Raw genomic sequence first — 14,620 nt, 5'->3', positions numbered from 1 at the left:
AATGACCGGATGACCACGCACCGCTCCGGCTTCGCCTGTTTCGTCGGCCGGCCGAACACCGGCAAGTCGACGCTGACGAACGCGCTCGTCGGCAGCAAGGTGGCCATCACGTCGAGCAAGCCGCAGACGACCAGGCACGCCATCCGCGGCATCGTCCAGCGCCCCGACGCGCAACTGATCATTGTGGACACTCCCGGTCTGCACCGGCCCCGCACGCTGCTCGGGCAGCGGCTCAACGACGTCGTCCGCGCCACGTGGTCCGAAGTGGACGTCATCGGGTTCTGTGTGCCGGCCAACGAGAAGATCGGCCCCGGCGACCGGTTCATCGCCGCCGAGCTGGCGAAGCTCGCGCGGCACACGCCTGTTGTCGGCATCGTGACGAAGACCGACACCGCGAGCAAGGCCCAGGTCGCCGACCAGCTCGTGGCCCTGCAGGACGTGATGGGGTTCGCCGACCTGATCCCGGTGTCCGCTGTGGACGGTTTCCAGGTGGACGGGCTCGCGGACGTGCTCGTGTCCCGCCTGCCGGAAGGCCCGCAGCTGTACCCGGACGGCGAGCTGACCGACGAGCCCGAGGCCATTCTGATCGCGGAGCTGATCCGGGAGGCGGCGCTGGAAGGCGTGCGGGACGAGCTGCCGCACTCCATCGCGGTGACCGTGGAGGAGATCCTGGACCGCGAGGGCCGCGACGACATGCTGGACGTGTACGCGAACCTGTTCGTGGAGCGGGACAGCCAGAAGGGGATCGTGCTGGGGCACAAGGGGGAGCGGCTGCGCGAGGTCGGCGCCACGGCCCGGCGCCAGATCGAGGCGCTGCTGGGCAGCAAGGTGTACCTGCACCTGCACGTAAAGGTCGCGAAGGACTGGCAGCGCGACCCGAAACAGCTCCGCCGCCTTGGCTTCTGACCCCGCGGGTCAGGTCGTCCAGGGGCGGAGTTTCTCGGGGTTTCGCACTCCCCAGAGGTACCTGATCCGCTCGCCGGTGATGTCGAACGCGAACACGGCCGCCGTGACGCCGTCGTGCTGGACCACGAGACCGGGCTCGCCGTTGACGGTGCGTTCCAGAAGTGTCAGGTCGGGCGCTCTGACAGCGAGATCGATGAGGTAGCGCGCTATCTGCTCGCTGCCTTCGAGCGGGTGTAGCAGGGCGTTGACGAGGCCGCCGCCGTCGCCGACCGCCGTGGCGTCGGGGTCGAGGACGGCGATGAGGGCGTCGATGTCCTGGGCTTCCCACGCCTGTTTGAAGTTCTTCACGATGTCCGCGCGCTGGGCGACCGGCGCCGTGGGGGTCTGTGCCTCGCGGATACGACGGCGGGCCGAGGTGGCCAGTTGGCGGCAGGCCGCCGGGGTGCGGCCGACGATCTCGGCCACCTCGGTGAAGGCGTAGCGGTAGACGTCGTGCAACACGAACGCGACGCGCTCGGCCGGGGTCATCGACTCGAGGACGACGAGGAACGCCATGTTGATCGATTCGTCGAGCGTGACCCGGTCGGCGGGATCGGCGGTGGCCTCGGACCGTCCGGTGATCCACTCCGTCCGTTCGGGCAGCGGCTCCGGGATCCACTCGCCGACGTAGCGTTCGCGGCGGACACGGGCCGAGCGGAGCTGGTCCAGGCAGATCCGGCTCGCGACCGTGGTCAGCCAGGCGCCGGGGGAGTCGATGGCGTCCTGCCGCTGCCGGGACATGGCGTACCAGCGGGTGTAGGTCTCCTGTACGACGTCCTCGGCCTCGGTCAGCGAGCCGAGCAGCCGGTAGGCGAGGTTGATCAGCTGGCGCCGCTCGTTCATGACCGCGCTCAGGCCCGGCTCGGGTGGGGTGGTCATCGCGGGCTCCTTTTCGTCGTGTCCCCAGTCTCGACGAGACAGGGCGCCGGAGTGTGAGGTGCTGGGACTGTCGGTGGGGGTCGGTAAGCTGCGGCCGTGAGCCTGTACCGGGACACCGGGGTCGTGCTCCGGGTGCAGAAGCTCGGGGAGGCCGACCGCATCATCACGTTCGTCACCCAGAAGCACGGCAAGGTGCGCGCCGTCGCCAAAGGGGTGCGGCGGACGACCTCGCGCCTGGGGGCCCGGGTCGAGCCCTTCGCGCACGTGGACGTGCAGTTCTACACCGGGCGCACGCTCGACGTGATTACCCAGGTGCAGACCATCGACGCGTTCGGCGCGGGGATCGTCAAGGACTACCAGCGGTACACGGCCGGGTGCGCGATCCTCGAGACCGCCGACCGGTTGTCCGCCGAGGAGGGCGAGCCCGTCCTGCGGCTGTACCTGCTGGTCGCCGGCGCCTTACGGGCGCTCGCGGACGGGCAGCGTGACCCCTCGCTGGTGCTGGACGCCTTCCTCATCCGGGCGATGGCGTTCGCCGGGTGGTCGCCGGCCATCAACGAGTGCGCGCGCTGTAACCAGCCGGGGCCGCACCAGAGCTTCTCGATCCAGGCCGGCGGTGCGGTGTGCCCGCGATGCCGGCCACCCGGCTCGGCGGCGCCCGCGCCGGGGACCTTCGAGCTGATGAGCGCCCTGCAAGTGGGTGACTGGCCGGTCGCGGAGCGATCAGAGGGAAACGCGCGCCGGGAGGGCTCCGGCCTCATCGCGGCGCTCCTGCAGTGGCACCTCGAACGGCAGCTCCGCTCACTCCCGCTGGTCGAGCGCCGGGCGCCCGGTCCCGCCAGTGGCGACACTCGCTCCGCAAGCTCCGCCAATGGCGACACTCGCTCCGCAAGCTCCGCTCAGTAGTGTCGGCTCCATGCTGCGTCGCCGAACCCGACCACGACCACCCGACCCTCACCCGTCCGGAGCGACGCCACCGGCGATCCCAGCACAGTTCGTGCCGCAGCACATCGCGATCGTCATGGACGGCAACGGGCGCTGGGCCAACCAGCGCGGTCTCACCCGCATCGAGGGCCACAAGCGCGGCGAGGCCCAGGTCGTCGAGGTCGCCAAGGGGTGCATCGAGCTTGGTGTGAAGTGGCTGTCCCTGTACGCGTTCTCCACCGAGAACTGGCGACGCAGCCCCGAGGAGGTCCGCTTCCTCATGGGCTTCTCCCGCGACGTCATCCGCAACCGCACCGACGAGCTGGACGCCATGGGCGTGCGGGTCCGCTGGGCCGGGCGACGGCCGAAGCTGTGGCGCAGCGTCATCCACGAGCTGGAGGTCGCCGCCGAGCGAACCAAGCACAACGACGTCCTCAACCTGGCGATGTGCATCAACTACGGCGGCCGCGCCGAGCTCGGGGACGCTGCCCGCGAGATCGCCCGGCTCGCCGCCGCGGGCCAGCTCAACCCGGAGAAGGTCACCGAGCGCACGATCGCCCGGTACCTCTACCAGCCGGAGATGCCGGACGTGGACCTGTTCATCCGCCCGTCCGGCGAGCAGCGCACCTCCAACTTCATGCTGTGGCAGTCCGCCTACGCTGAGCTGGTCTTCCAGGACATCCTGTGGCCGGACTTCGACCGGCGCGACCTCTGGCGCGCCTGCGAGCAGTACGCGCGACGGGACCGGCGGTTCGGCGGCGCGAAGGACAGTGACGAGGTCGCCGAAGCACTACGAGGAGAGAAATGACCGAACAGGAAGCGTTGAGCACAGCGGACCTGCTGACCAAGGCTCGCGTCGCGCTCGAGACCTTCCACGACGTGCACGTCGACGACGACGGTGCCCTCAGCTTCCGGCACGTGGACGTCCCCTGCGCGGTACAGGCCATGCAGCTCGCTGACGGGCTCACCGTCCTGAGCCTCACCTGCGTCGTCGCGTGGGACCTGCCCGACGACCCGAAGCTCGCGGCGTCCGCGGCTGAACGTGCGGGGGAGGGCTTGTTCGGCACTCTTGGCGTAGTCCACACTGGACGCGGCATGGACGTGACCTTGCGTTACGCCTTCCCCGCTGACGGTATCGGGGAGGCAGCGCTCGGCACGCTCCTCATGCTGGTGGTGTCGACGGCATCCCAGCTGCGTAACGAGCTGATCGGAGAGGCGAAGAACGAGTGACCACGGAGACGAGTGAGGCACCCGGCGAAGCCGGAGAGGCGCCTCCGCGGCGGCACGTCACCTCGCTCGAGGTCCTGTGCGGTGTACTCGTGCTCGCACTCGTCGGCCAGCAGTGGTTCACTGACAAGCTCGACGCGCCCGCGATCCAGACCGGCGCGACCATCTTCGTCGCCGTCTGCGTTCAGGCGCTGCCGTTCCTCGTCATCGGTGTGCTGATCAGCGGGGCGATCGCCGCTTTCGTGTCCGCCGACCTGCTCCGCAAGGTCCTGCCCAAGCGGGCCGCGCTCGCCGTGCCCGTCGCCGGCGTCGCGGGGGTGGCGCTGCCGAGCTGTGAGTGCGCGGCGGTCCCTGTCGCCCGCCGGCTGATCCGGCAGGAGGTGCCGGCGTCGGTCGCCCTGACCTTCCTGCTGGCCGCGCCGGCCGTGAACCCGATCGTGCTGGTCGCCACCGCGGTCGCGTTCCCCGGCGAGCCACGCATGGTGCTCGCCAGGCTGCTCGGCTCGCTGAGCACGGCGATCGTCATGGGCTGGCTGTGGGCGCGGTTCGGCAAGATGGAGTGGTTCGCCGAACGCGCGCTGCAGCGGCTGCCCGAGCACGACGGGGCACGTGCACGCTGGGCCGTGTTCTTCGAGACCGCGCGGCAGGACCTGGTCGACGCGGGTGGCTTCCTTGTGATCGGCGGGCTCACGGCGGCCGTGCTGAACGTCGTCGTGCCGCGCGCGTGGATCAACACGCTCGGCGAGCAGCTCGTGCTCGGCGTCATCGTGATGGCCCTGCTCGCGGTGATCCTCGCGCTGTGCAGCGAGGCCGACGCGTTCGTGGTGGCCTCGCTGTCGACCATGCCGCTCCTGCCCCGTCTGGTGTTCCTGGTGGTGGGGCCCGCGGTGGACATCAAGCTGTTCGCGTTGCAGGCAGGCACACTGGGCCGGCGTTTCGCGGTGCGGTTCGCGCCGCTGACGTTCGTGGTCGCCATCCTGTGTGCCGTCGTCGTGGGAGTCGTGGTGCTGCCGTGAGGCGTGAAACCCAGAACATTTTGCTGGTGCTGCTCGGTGGCGCGCTGCTGAAGATCTCGCTCACCGGCACGTACCTGCGTTATGTCAAGCCGAGCCACCAGTGGCTGCTGATCACCGGCGGGCTCGTGATGATCCTGCTCGCGGTCGTCTCGATCGTCCGCGAGCTGCGTGGCGCACGCGACGACGACGGGCACGGCCACACCCATTCGGCACGCAGCGCGTGGCTTCTGGTGTTGCCCGTGCTGGCGGTGTTCCTGATCGGCCCGCCGCCGCTTGGCGCGGACTCGGTGGCCCGCGCGTCGGGCAACACGACGCCGTCGACCGAGGGGGCGGGCTCCGAGCTGTTCCCCAAGCTGCCAGCCGGCGACCCGATCGCGTTGCCGTTGAGCGACTTCTCGGCACGGGCAGCATGGGACAGCGGCCACTCGCTCGACAACCGCAAGGCGCGCCTCGTCGGTTTCGTCGTGCATGAGGGCAAGGACACCTACGTGGCGCGACTGGCGATCGCCTGCTGCGCGGCGGACGCGTTCCCGATCAAGATCAAGCTGCTGGGCAAGGAACTGTCGAACCTGCCGAACGACAGCTGGATCGAGGTCGACGCCACACTCCGCCCCGGCTCAGCGACCAGGGCGAACGAGTACGTCCCGTCCGTCACCACACATTCGGTGCGCGAGATCCTCGCACCAGAGGACCCGTACGAACACTAGGTTCGAAGCTTCGGCCGAACGCCGTGAACCCAGCCGAACCACCCGCGGCCACCCCGAGGTAGCCTCCCACGCGCCCGTCAGCCCCCGTGTGAGCTGCGAAAACACGCCCGTAAAGAGCAGAACGGCGGCCCCCACCCGATCCCGGCAGGGGTCGGCAAAGTCGATCATCCAGTTCATGTCGCGGGCACGGTTTCGTTGATCATGTGATTGCTGATGTCGCATGATCGTTGGAGAGCCGTGCCCGTGCTGGGATCCTGCCTGTTCCTTGCTGTGTTTGATCGACTGGCTTCGGTGGGTGGTGAGGACAGCGAGTCGGTGATCTGTTTTGAGCAAGTGGCTGACCTGCGTGGATACCTGTCGCGGGTGCTGGATCCGCGGGCTCGGCGGGGTGCGGCACTGCGGGTTCGCTGCTGGCGTTGGCCGCGGCGGCGGTGCTGGCCGGGGCGCGGTCGTTCGCCGCGATCGGGGATGGATCGCTGAGGTTCCGCATCAGGTGTTGGCGGTCTTGGGCGCCTGTTTCGATACTCGCCAGGATCGGTATTGGCGCCGGGGGAGTCCACAGTGCGGCGGTTGACCCAGCAAGTGGACGGTGACCTTCACCTGCTCGGAATCCCGACGTGACACCACAAACGACTTTACCGACCCCCTGCCCGATCCCGGGGGCACCCCGCAAGCCAGTCTACTAGCAGGGGGTGACAAGGACCCCGGGATCGATCTTGCCTGTGGACAACCGAGAGGGCTGTGGATAGGCAGGTCAGGCTGAGTCGCGCACCATCAGGGTTACGGGAAGCACCGTCGTTTCTGGGCGGACGTCCTCGCCGCCCAGTAGGGACATCAGCTTGCGGACCATTTGGCGGACCTGCTGGCGCGGGTCCTGGTGGATGGACGTCAGCGGTGGCTCCATCGCCGGTGCGAGTGTCGGGTGGTCGTCGAAGCCGATCACGGCCACGTCGTCCGGGACGCGGCGGCCCGCGGCGCGTAGGGCCTTCATCGCGCCGGCGGCCATCAGGTCACTCATGGCGAACACCGCGTCCAGGTCCGGGCAGCGTGCCAGCAGTTTGGCCGTCGCCGACTCGCCGCTCGCCATGGTGAAGTCGCCGTCCTCGGACAGGTCCGTCGGATCCAGGCCGACGGCCTCCAGCGCGTGCCGCCACCCTTCCAGGCGGTCCGCGGCGGCCGGGTGGTCGAGCATGCCCGTCACCGTGCCGATCCGGCGGCGGCCCGAGTTGTACAGGTGCTCGACCGCCAGCCGGGCGCCGTCCTTGTTGTCGAAGTCCACCGCGTGCGCGCCGCGCTTGCCGTTGCCCGGGCGGCCGCCGTACACGACCGGGATCCTGGCCAGCCGCAGGGCCGTCGGCAGTGGGTCGCCCTTGTGCGGGGCGAACACCAGCGCGCCGTCGGCGTGGCCGCCCTCCAGGAACTTGATCGTGCGGGGCACGTCGTCGCGGGTGTCGACGAACATCAGCAGCATCTGGGCGCCGACCGTGGACAGTTCGCGGAACGCGCCGTGCATGACCGACGCGAAGTACGGGTCGTCCAGGACGTTGGCCTCCGGTTCGGACAGCACGACCGCGACCGCACCCGTTCGGCGCGTCACGAGTGATCTCGCCGCCTGGTTGGGGGAGTAGCCCAGTTCGCGCGCCGCGCCAAGCACCTTCTCTTTCGCTCGCATGCTCACGTAGGCGTCGTCGTTCAGCGCGCGTGAGGCTGTCGAGCGGGAAACTCCCGCGTAAGCGGCCACGTCCTCCAAGGTCGGACGTCCGTCGATCGGCATGGGCCGAAGTGTAACGGAGTGGCGACTTCTGGGAGCGCTCCCGGAAAGTCCTTGACACTTCCCCGTAATACAGACCACACTCGGAACCCCCAAGCTGGGAGCGCTCCCAGAATTTTCGAGGACGACGCAAGGGACAACAGACGTGCGAAGCAACCAACGACGGGTGTTCGCCGGCGCGATCGCCTTTGCCGCAGCGGTGGGCCTGACCGCATGTGGCGGCTCCTCCGATGACTCGGGTGGATCTGGGTCGGGGCAGATCGAGCTCAGCATCGGAACGTTCACGGAGTTCGGCTACGAGGATCTGCTCAAGGAGTACGAGAGCCTCAACCCGAACATCAAGATCAAGCACAACAAGACCGGCCAGGGCGGCCCCTACCACCAGCAGCTGCTGACCAAGCTGGCGGCGCGGGAAGGCCTGGAGGACGTGGTCGCGATCGAGGAGGGCCACCTCCCCGACGTGATCGACAAGCCACAGCTGTTCAACAACCTGGCCGAGATCGGTCCGAAGGACGCCACCCCGGAACGCTGGCTCGACTGGAAGTACCAGCAGGGCGTCGCCAAGGACGGCACCTGGATCGGCTACGGCACCGACATCGGCCCGCTCGCCATGTGCTACCGCAAGGACCTGCTCGAGGCGGCCGGCATGGCGACCGACGACGCGTCGGTCAAGGGCTACTTCGCGACCTGGGACTCGTACTTCGCGGCGGGTGACCAGTACGTGCAGGCGTCGCAGAAGGCGTGGTTCGACTCGGACTCGCAGGTCTTCAACGCCATGCAGAACCAGCTCGACGAGGGCTACCTGACCAAGGACGACGAGCTCGCCATCGAGTCCAACAAGGACATCAAGACGAACTTCGACCAGGTCACCGCGGCCGGCGCCCGCGGCCAGACCGCGAAGCTCGTCGCGTTCAGTCCGGAGTGGAACACCGGGTTCAAGGAGGGCGCCTTCGCCACGAAGACGTGCCCGTCCTGGATGCTCGGCGTGGTCAAGGAGCAGGCGGGGCCGGAGAACGCCGGCAAGTGGGCGGTCACCGACGCATTCCCGAACGGTGGCGGCAACTGGGGTGGCTCGTTCCTCGCGGTGCCCAAGCAGTCCCAGCACCCGGAGGAGGCCGCGAAACTCGCCGCGTGGCTGACCGCGCCGGAGCAGCAGATCAAGGCGTTCGAGAAGACCGGCAACTTCCCCAGCCAGGTCGACGCGCTCACCGCCCCGGAGCTGCTTGAGCCCACCAACGACTACTTCGGTGTCAAGGCCGGCCAGCTGTTCGCCACCATGGCGCAGAAGGTGAGCAAGGCCCAGTACAAGGGCCCTGGTGACGGCAAGATCCAGGAGAACGCCATGAGCCCGGCGTTGCAAGCCGTTGAACAGGGCAAGACGCCGGAGGAGGGCTGGCAGCAGGCGGTCGAAGCGGCCGAGAAGATCGTCAAGTGATGACTACGGTCACACGGCGGGCGTCACACCAGGGGGTGGCGCCCGCCCCACCGCGCAAGCCGAAGCTCACGTGGCGCCAGCGCCTCAGCCTGGCGGACGTGAAGTGGTCGCCCTACCTCTACATCGCGCCGTTCTTCGTCATCTTCGGCGTTGTCGGCCTGTTCCCGCTGCTGTACACGTCGTACCTGTCGCTGTTCGACCGGGAGCTGCTCGACTTCGAGGGCACCTACATCGGGTTCGAGAACTACGCGGAACTGTTGGCGGACAGCCAGTTCTGGAACGCGCTGTTCAACACGATCAGCATCTTCGTGCTGTCCTCCGGCCCGCAGGTCGTGGTGGCGGTCGGGCTCGCGGCGCTGCTGAACGCCCGGCTGCGGATGCCGACGGCGTGGCGGGTCGGGATCCTGCTGCCGTACGTCGTCAGCCTCGTCGCGGTGGGGATCATCTTCGCCAACCTGTTCGGCCCCAACTACGGCCTGATCAACAGCATGCTCGAGCTGCTCGGTCTTGACCGGGTCGACTGGCAGTCCAACTGGTTCGCCTCCCATCTGGCCATCGCCACAATGGTCAACTGGCGGTGGACCGGCTACAACGCGCTGATCGTGCTGGCCGCGATGAAGGCCATCCCCAAAGAGGTCCAAGAGGCCGCGCTGATCGACGGCGCCGGCGCCATGCGGCGGTTCTTCAGCGTCACCCTGCCGCTGCTCCGGCCGACGCTGATCTTCGTGGTCATCACGTCGACCATCGGCGGTCTGCAGATCTTCACCGAGCCCAAGCTCTTCGATGCGATGCCCGGTTCCAACAACGGCGGCGCGTCCAACCAGTTCCAGACGGTGACGCTGTACATGTACCAAACCGCGTTCGAGACCCAGCGGCTCGGCTACGCGTCCGCGATCGCGTGGGCGCTGTTCCTGGTGATCATCGTCATCGCGGTGGCGAACTTCCTGCTGACCAGGCGGATCGCGTCGACCGGTGTGGAGGACGACCGATGACCGCGCTGTCGATGCGCACGATCAGCCGCCGCGCCCAGACCGGCGACAAGCGGGCCTCGTTCTGGGTCTACGGCCTGCTGATCGCGTTCCTGATCGGCTCGGCCTTCCCGTTCTTCTGGTCGTTCCTGGTCGCCTCGCGCGACAGCTCCATGCTGACCGAGCGGATCCCGCCACTGATCCCCGGCGGCAACTTCTTCGCCAACGCGGCGCGCGTGTTCGACACCGTGCCGTTCTGGAAGGCGCTCGGCAACAGCCTGGTCGTCGGTGCGACGGTCACGTTCACGACCGTGCTGTTCTCCACACTCGCCGGGTTCGCGTTCGCCAAGCTGCGGTTCCGCGGCCGCAACGCGCTGTTCCTGTTCGTGGTCGCCACGCTCGCGGTGCCCACGCAGCTCGGCATCATTCCGCTCTACATGGCGATGGCCGAGTACGGCTGGGCGGGCGAGCTGCAGGCGGTGATCGTGCCCAACCTGGTGACCGCGATCGGCGTGTTCTGGATGCGGCAGTACACCGCGCAGGTGGTGCCGTACGAGCTGATCGAGGCCGCCAGGGTGGACGGCTGCTCGATGATCCGGGTGTACTGGCACGTGTGCCTGCCGGCGGTGCGGCCGGCGGCGGCGTTCCTCGGCATGTTCACGTTCATGACCTCATGGAACGACTTCCTGTGGCCACTGGTCGTGCTCAACGCCGACAACCCGACCGTGCAGATCGCGCTGGAGCGGCTGCAGAGCGGCTACTACATCGACTACTCGCTGGTGCTCGCCGGCACGACGCTGGCCACCATCCCGATTTTGATCGTGTTCGTCGTACTCGGCCGCCAGATCGTGGCCGGGATCATGCAGGGCGCAGTGAAGGGGTGACCATGTCAGTTGTGCCGCAAACGTCAGAGTCGGTAGCGCTCCGCTTCCCCACGGACTTCGTGTGGGGTGCGGCGACCGCTTCGTTCCAGGTCGAAGGCTCGACCACTGTGGACGGTCGGGTCGAGTCGATCTGGGACGAGTTCTGCCGCCGGCCGGGCGCCGTGGCGAACGGTGACACGGGCGAACCGGGTGCGGACCACTACCGGCGCTACGAGCAGGACGTGGAACTGATGTCCTCGCTGGGTTTGGGCGCGTATCGGTTCTCGGTCGCCTGGCCCCGCCTGGCAAACCTCGGGTTCTACGACCGGTTGGTGGACTGCCTGCTGGAGCGCGGGATCAGCCCGTGGGCGACGCTCTACCACTGGGATCTGCCGCAGGAGCTCGAGGAGAAGGGCGGCTGGGCGAACCGGGACACCGCGTGCCGGTTCGCCGAGTATGTGTCCACTGTGGTCAGTCGACTCGGTGATCGGGTGGACGGCTGGCTGACGCTGAACGAGCCGTGGTGCTCGGCGTTCCTCGGCTATGGCAACGGTGTCCACGCGCCGGGCGTGCAGGACCCGAAGGCCGCGGTCGCCGCCGTGCACCATCTTCTGCTCGCGCACGGCCTCGCGATGTCGGAGATCCGCTCGAAGGCGCCGAACATACCGGCCGGGATCACGCTGAACCTGTTCCCGGTGAGCCCCGCCACCGGCTCCGCCGCCGACGCCGACGCGGCCCGCCGGATCGACGGCCTGCAGAACAGGATCTTCCTCGACCCGGTGATGCGGGGCGAGTACGCGGTGGACGTGCTGACCGACATGGCGCCGTTCGGCCTGCCGGACCTGATCCGCGACGGCGACCTGAAGGTGATCTCCGCACCGATCGACCACCTCGGCGTGAACTACTACCGCGCCTACCTGGTGTCGGCTGGCGACCCGGTCGACGGCCCGACGGAATGGCCTGGTTCGTCGGACGTCCGGTTCCTGCAGTCCGGCCACCCGAAGACCGAGATGGACTGGGAAGTGCAGCCGGAAGGGCTGACCGAGTTGCTCGTGTCGCTGAGCCGGGAGTACCCGGGGCTGCCGCTGTACGTCACGGAGAACGGCGCCGCGTACCCGGACGTCCTGGAGGACGGCACCGTCCGCGACACCGACCGGATCGCGTTCCTCGACGGCCACCTGCGAGCCTCGCACGCGGCGCTCGAGCAGGGCGCCGACCTGCGCGGGTACTTCTGCTGGACGCTGCTGGACAACCTGGAGTGGGCGTGGGGCTACGCCAAGCGGTTCGGCCTGGTGCACGTGGACTTCGAAACCCAGAAGCGCACGCTCAAGGACAGCGCCCTCTGGTACGCGGGCGTGGTTGAACGCAACGGCCTGTCGGAGAGCTGAAAACGTACCGGGGACCGGGGTGCCGCCAATGGCCTCCGGCCCCCGGTATCCATTGTCCCACGGAACACCGACAATCCCGCTCACACGAGCGCAGCCTGTGAACAACCCGCGTGTCCAACACCAGCGACCCGCGTGTCCAACACAGGAGACCCGCGAGTTCAACGCTGGGGACTCGCGTGTCCAACAATCTGGACCGGTGAGTTCAACAAATCCGGACGGTCGCGATACCGGGCAGGGGTATGCCGATTTGTTGAACTCACCGGTCTGCGCGGTTGGACTCGCGGGTCGTTGTGGTTGGACTCGCGCGGGGTCAGTGGGTGCAGGCGGCGCAGGTGCCGAAGACCTCCACCGTGTGGCTGACTTCGGAGAAGCCGTTCTCCGCCGCGATCTTCTCCGCCCACTTCTCCACCGTGGGGCCCTCGACCTCGACCGTGCGGCCGCAGGCGCGGCAGACCAGGTGGTGATGGTGGTGGCGGGAGCAGCGGCGGTACACGGCCTCGCCGCTGTCGATGCGGAGCACGTCGACCTCGCCCGCGTCCGCCAAGGACTGGAGGGTGCGGTAGACCGTGGTGAGGCCGATGCCCTCGCCTCTGGTGCGCAGCTCCTCGTGCAGGTCCTGCGCCGACCGGAAGTCGTCCAGTTGCTCTAACAGGCTCGCCACGGCGGCGCGTTGCTTCGTCGACCGCCGGCCGGGGACCGTCGGGGCTTGGCGCTCGCCGTTGGTCACTTGCCTGCCCCTTCCTCCACGTGTGCCACCGCGTCGACGACGATGTGCGAGAGGTGCTCGTCGACAAGACGGTAGATCACCTCGCGGCCGTGACGTTCCCCCCGCACGACGCCGGCCGCCTTCAGTACGCGCAGGTGTTGGCTGATCAGCGGCTGTGCCACCCCGAGGGTCTCGACCAGTTCATGGACGCAACGGTCGTGCTCGCGCAGCTCCAGCACGATCGCGATCCGCACGGGTGCCGCGAGCGCGCGCAGCAGGTCCCCGGCGGCGCTCAGGGTCTGGACCGGACGCGTCTCCGCGGGGCGCACGGCCGGCCGGTCGGCGGAGTGGGGGAGTGTCAGTTCCGGGGACGAGCCGGCATCCGGGGTCACGACGAACATCGTCCTCTCGGGGATCGGCTAACGGAACAGATAGTGGTTACCGTGTTCAACATCCTATGCGTCGCGGCTATTTCACCAGAACAACGGACGCGGCCACGGCGATCAGCAGGCCGAGGATGAGCAGCCGGCCGAACCGCTGTGACGACGTCAGCACACCCCACGTGGCCGCCAGCAGCACCGCCACACCCGCCGCGAGCAGGCCGAGCAGCAGCGCCCCCGGCACCCCGCGCACGACGACCCCGACCACGAACACGGCGGCCACCACGACGAACGCGGCCAGCGGCGGCACCCGGGACAGCGGACCGTCGCCGGCGATGAGCTTCGCCTTGGTCGAGCGCATCTCGCGCACGGAGCCTCCTCACACTCAGTAACCCAGGAAATCACTCGGTCGTGTTGGTCGCAATCCAGCTACCCTTTGTCGACCGCGCCCGTCATTGAACGCCATGGCCGTGAGCGCGCCACAGTTGGAGTGCACCATGCCAGCCGATCTCGTCGACACCGTCGTCAGCCTGTGCAAGCGCAGGGGCTTCGTCTACCCGTGCGGGGAGATCTACGGCGGTACCCGCTCGGCCTGGGACTACGGCCCACTCGGCGTCGAGCTCAAGGACAACATCAAGCGCGAGTGGTGGCGCACGATGGTGCGGAGCCGCGAGGACGTCGTCGGCATCGACTCCTCGGTCATCCTGCCTCGACAGGTGTGGGAGGCATCCGGGCATGTGGCGACCTTCCACGACCCCTTGGTCGAGTGTCTTTCCTGCCACAAGCGTTTCCGCGCGGACCAGCTCGTGGAGGAGTACGCGGCCCGGACCGGCCTGAACGTCACCGACGGCAACCTGAAGGTCGTGCCGTGCCCCCACTGCGGCGTCCGCGGCGAGTACACCGAGCCGCGCGAGTTCACGATGATGGTGAAGACCCAGCTCGGCCCGGTGGAGTCCGACGAGGGCATGCACTACCTGCGGCCGGAGACCGCGCAGGGCATCTTCGTGAACTTCCTCAACGTGCTCACCACGTCCCGGCGCAAGCCGCCGTTCGGCATCGGCCAGATCGGCAAGTCGTTCCGCAACGAGATCACGCCGGGCAACTTCATCTTCCGCACCCGCGAGTTCGAGAAGATGGAGATGGAGTTCTTCGTCCAGCCCGGCACCGACGAGGAATGGCATCAGCGCTGGATCGACGACCGCCTCGCTTGGTACACCGGCCTCGGGATCGACCCCGACAACCTGCGGCTCTACGAGCACCCGCAGGAAAAGCTGTCGCACTACTCCAAGCGGACGGTCGACATCGAGTACCGCTTCCAGTTCGCCGGATCCGAATGGGGTGAGCTTGAGGGCATCGCCAACCGCACCGACTTCGATCTGGGCACGCACAGCGAGCACTCGGGCAAGGACCT

At 68.2% G+C, this 14,620-nt stretch carries 16 protein-coding genes; 11 read left to right on the top strand and 5 right to left on the bottom strand.

What is annotated here, in order from left to right; all coding sequences use genetic code 11:
- Positions 1-9 precede the first annotated feature (9 nt).
- Positions 10-906: a GTPase Era gene (gene era, locus VF106_RS15030; RefSeq protein ID WP_330840308.1), complete on the top strand. Its 897-nt coding sequence runs from the start codon at positions 10-12 to the stop codon at positions 904-906.
- Positions 907-915: 9 nt separating this feature from the next.
- Here era and sigJ read toward each other — a convergent pair whose 3' ends face one another.
- Positions 916-1,824: an RNA polymerase sigma factor SigJ gene (gene sigJ, locus VF106_RS15025; RefSeq protein WP_330840307.1), complete on the bottom strand. Its 909-nt coding sequence runs from the start codon at positions 1,822-1,824 to the stop codon at positions 916-918.
- A gap of 96 nt (positions 1,825-1,920) precedes the next feature.
- On the opposite strand from sigJ, the gene recO reads away from it, so the two are divergent.
- The 5 genes from recO to VF106_RS15000 are packed head-to-tail and all read left to right on the top strand — an operon-like array spanning position 1,921 to position 5,698.
- A complete protein-coding gene (gene recO, locus VF106_RS15020) occupies positions 1,921-2,730 on the top strand; it encodes a DNA repair protein RecO (RefSeq protein WP_330840306.1) in 810 nt (269 codons plus the stop codon).
- A gap of 10 nt (positions 2,731-2,740) precedes the next feature.
- Positions 2,741-3,556, top strand: coding sequence for an isoprenyl transferase (locus VF106_RS15015; RefSeq protein WP_330840305.1), 816 nt, complete (start codon positions 2,741-2,743; stop codon positions 3,554-3,556).
- A complete protein-coding gene (locus VF106_RS15010; protein WP_330840304.1) occupies positions 3,553-3,978 on the top strand; it encodes a hypothetical protein in 426 nt (141 codons plus the stop codon). Before VF106_RS15015 ends, VF106_RS15010 begins: the two co-directional genes overlap by 4 nt.
- A complete protein-coding gene (locus tag VF106_RS15005; protein ID WP_330840303.1) occupies positions 3,975-4,991 on the top strand; it encodes a permease in 1,017 nt (338 codons plus the stop codon). Before VF106_RS15010 ends, VF106_RS15005 begins: the two co-directional genes overlap by 4 nt.
- Positions 4,988-5,698, top strand: a complete 711-nt coding sequence (locus VF106_RS15000) for a TIGR03943 family putative permease subunit (protein ID WP_330840302.1) — start codon at positions 4,988-4,990, stop codon at positions 5,696-5,698. The genes VF106_RS15005 and VF106_RS15000 overlap by 4 nt, the downstream gene beginning before the upstream one ends.
- 754 nt (positions 5,699-6,452) lie before the next feature.
- Here the strand turns inward: VF106_RS15000 and VF106_RS14995 are convergent.
- Entirely contained in the window at positions 6,453-7,472 is a 1,020-nt protein-coding gene (locus VF106_RS14995) for a LacI family DNA-binding transcriptional regulator (RefSeq protein WP_330840301.1), read from the bottom strand.
- 142 nt (positions 7,473-7,614) lie between these two features.
- Here VF106_RS14995 and VF106_RS14990 point away from each other — a divergent pair, with 142 nt between their 5' ends.
- From VF106_RS14990 to VF106_RS14975, 4 genes are read left to right on the top strand one after another with little or no spacing between them, the layout of a single operon-like run.
- The gene (locus VF106_RS14990; RefSeq protein ID WP_414638969.1) at positions 7,615-8,904 is read left to right on the top strand and encodes an extracellular solute-binding protein; all 1,290 of its coding nucleotides are present in this window, start codon (positions 7,615-7,617) and stop codon (positions 8,902-8,904) included.
- Positions 8,904-9,896: a carbohydrate ABC transporter permease gene (locus VF106_RS14985; protein WP_330840300.1), complete on the top strand. Its 993-nt coding sequence runs from the start codon at positions 8,904-8,906 to the stop codon at positions 9,894-9,896. Before VF106_RS14990 ends, VF106_RS14985 begins: the two co-directional genes overlap by 1 nt.
- A complete protein-coding gene (locus VF106_RS14980; protein WP_330840299.1) occupies positions 9,893-10,756 on the top strand; it encodes a carbohydrate ABC transporter permease in 864 nt (287 codons plus the stop codon). The genes VF106_RS14985 and VF106_RS14980 overlap by 4 nt, the downstream gene beginning before the upstream one ends.
- A 2-nt stretch (positions 10,757-10,758) precedes the next feature.
- Positions 10,759-12,123 carry a GH1 family beta-glucosidase gene (locus VF106_RS14975; RefSeq protein WP_330840298.1) on the top strand — a complete coding sequence of 455 codons (1,365 nt, stop codon included), beginning with the start codon at positions 10,759-10,761 and terminating at the stop codon, positions 12,121-12,123.
- A 310-nt stretch (positions 12,124-12,433) separates the two neighbouring features.
- Here the strand turns inward: VF106_RS14975 and VF106_RS14970 are convergent, their stop codons facing one another.
- From VF106_RS14970 to VF106_RS14960, 3 genes are all read right to left on the bottom strand, one after another.
- Positions 12,434-12,850 carry a Fur family transcriptional regulator gene (locus tag VF106_RS14970; RefSeq protein ID WP_330840297.1) on the bottom strand — a complete coding sequence of 139 codons (417 nt, stop codon included), beginning with the start codon at positions 12,848-12,850 and terminating at the stop codon, positions 12,434-12,436.
- Positions 12,847-13,230: an ArsR/SmtB family transcription factor gene (locus tag VF106_RS14965; protein WP_414638968.1), complete on the bottom strand. Its 384-nt coding sequence runs from the start codon at positions 13,228-13,230 to the stop codon at positions 12,847-12,849. The genes VF106_RS14970 and VF106_RS14965 overlap by 4 nt, the downstream gene beginning before the upstream one ends.
- A 67-nt stretch (positions 13,231-13,297) precedes the next feature.
- Positions 13,298-13,570, bottom strand: a complete 273-nt coding sequence (locus tag VF106_RS14960) for a DUF6703 family protein (RefSeq protein ID WP_330840458.1) — start codon at positions 13,568-13,570, stop codon at positions 13,298-13,300.
- Between the two features lie 136 nt (positions 13,571-13,706).
- On the opposite strand from VF106_RS14960, the gene VF106_RS14955 reads away from it, so the two are divergent.
- Positions 13,707-14,620: glycine--tRNA ligase (locus VF106_RS14955; protein ID WP_330840296.1), on the top strand; the 914-nt coding region annotated here is incomplete at its 3' end.

The sequence above is a fragment of the Actinophytocola sp. genome, from assembly GCF_036378875.1.
In the GTDB taxonomy this organism is placed as follows: Bacteria; Actinomycetota; Actinomycetes; order Mycobacteriales; family Pseudonocardiaceae; genus Actinophytocola.
The sequence above is the reverse complement of the archived record's forward strand: the minus strand, read 5'-3'. Positions and strand labels throughout refer to the sequence as shown.

What these genes read in the sequence shown, in the direction of transcription:
- VF106_RS14980 (WP_330840299.1), top strand. Translation starts at nt 9,893, where the DNA reads ATGACCGCGCTGTCGATGCGCACGATCAGCCGCCGCGCCCAGACCGGC.
- VF106_RS14965 (WP_414638968.1), bottom strand. Translation starts at nt 13,230, where the DNA reads ATGTTCGTCGTGACCCCGGATGCCGGCTCGTCCCCGGAACTGACACTC.
- VF106_RS15010 (WP_330840304.1), top strand. Translation starts at nt 3,553, where the DNA reads ATGACCGAACAGGAAGCGTTGAGCACAGCGGACCTGCTGACCAAGGCT.
- VF106_RS14975 (WP_330840298.1), top strand. Translation starts at nt 10,759, where the DNA reads ATGTCAGTTGTGCCGCAAACGTCAGAGTCGGTAGCGCTCCGCTTCCCC.
- VF106_RS14960 (WP_330840458.1), bottom strand. Translation starts at nt 13,570, where the DNA reads ATGCGCTCGACCAAGGCGAAGCTCATCGCCGGCGACGGTCCGCTGTCC.
- era (WP_330840308.1), top strand. Translation starts at nt 10, where the DNA reads ATGACCACGCACCGCTCCGGCTTCGCCTGTTTCGTCGGCCGGCCGAAC.
- sigJ (WP_330840307.1), bottom strand. Translation starts at nt 1,824, where the DNA reads ATGACCACCCCACCCGAGCCGGGCCTGAGCGCGGTCATGAACGAGCGG.
- VF106_RS14985 (WP_330840300.1), top strand. Translation starts at nt 8,904, where the DNA reads ATGACTACGGTCACACGGCGGGCGTCACACCAGGGGGTGGCGCCCGCC.
- VF106_RS15015 (WP_330840305.1), top strand. Translation starts at nt 2,741, where the DNA reads ATGCTGCGTCGCCGAACCCGACCACGACCACCCGACCCTCACCCGTCC.
- VF106_RS14995 (WP_330840301.1), bottom strand. Translation starts at nt 7,472, where the DNA reads ATGCCGATCGACGGACGTCCGACCTTGGAGGACGTGGCCGCTTACGCG.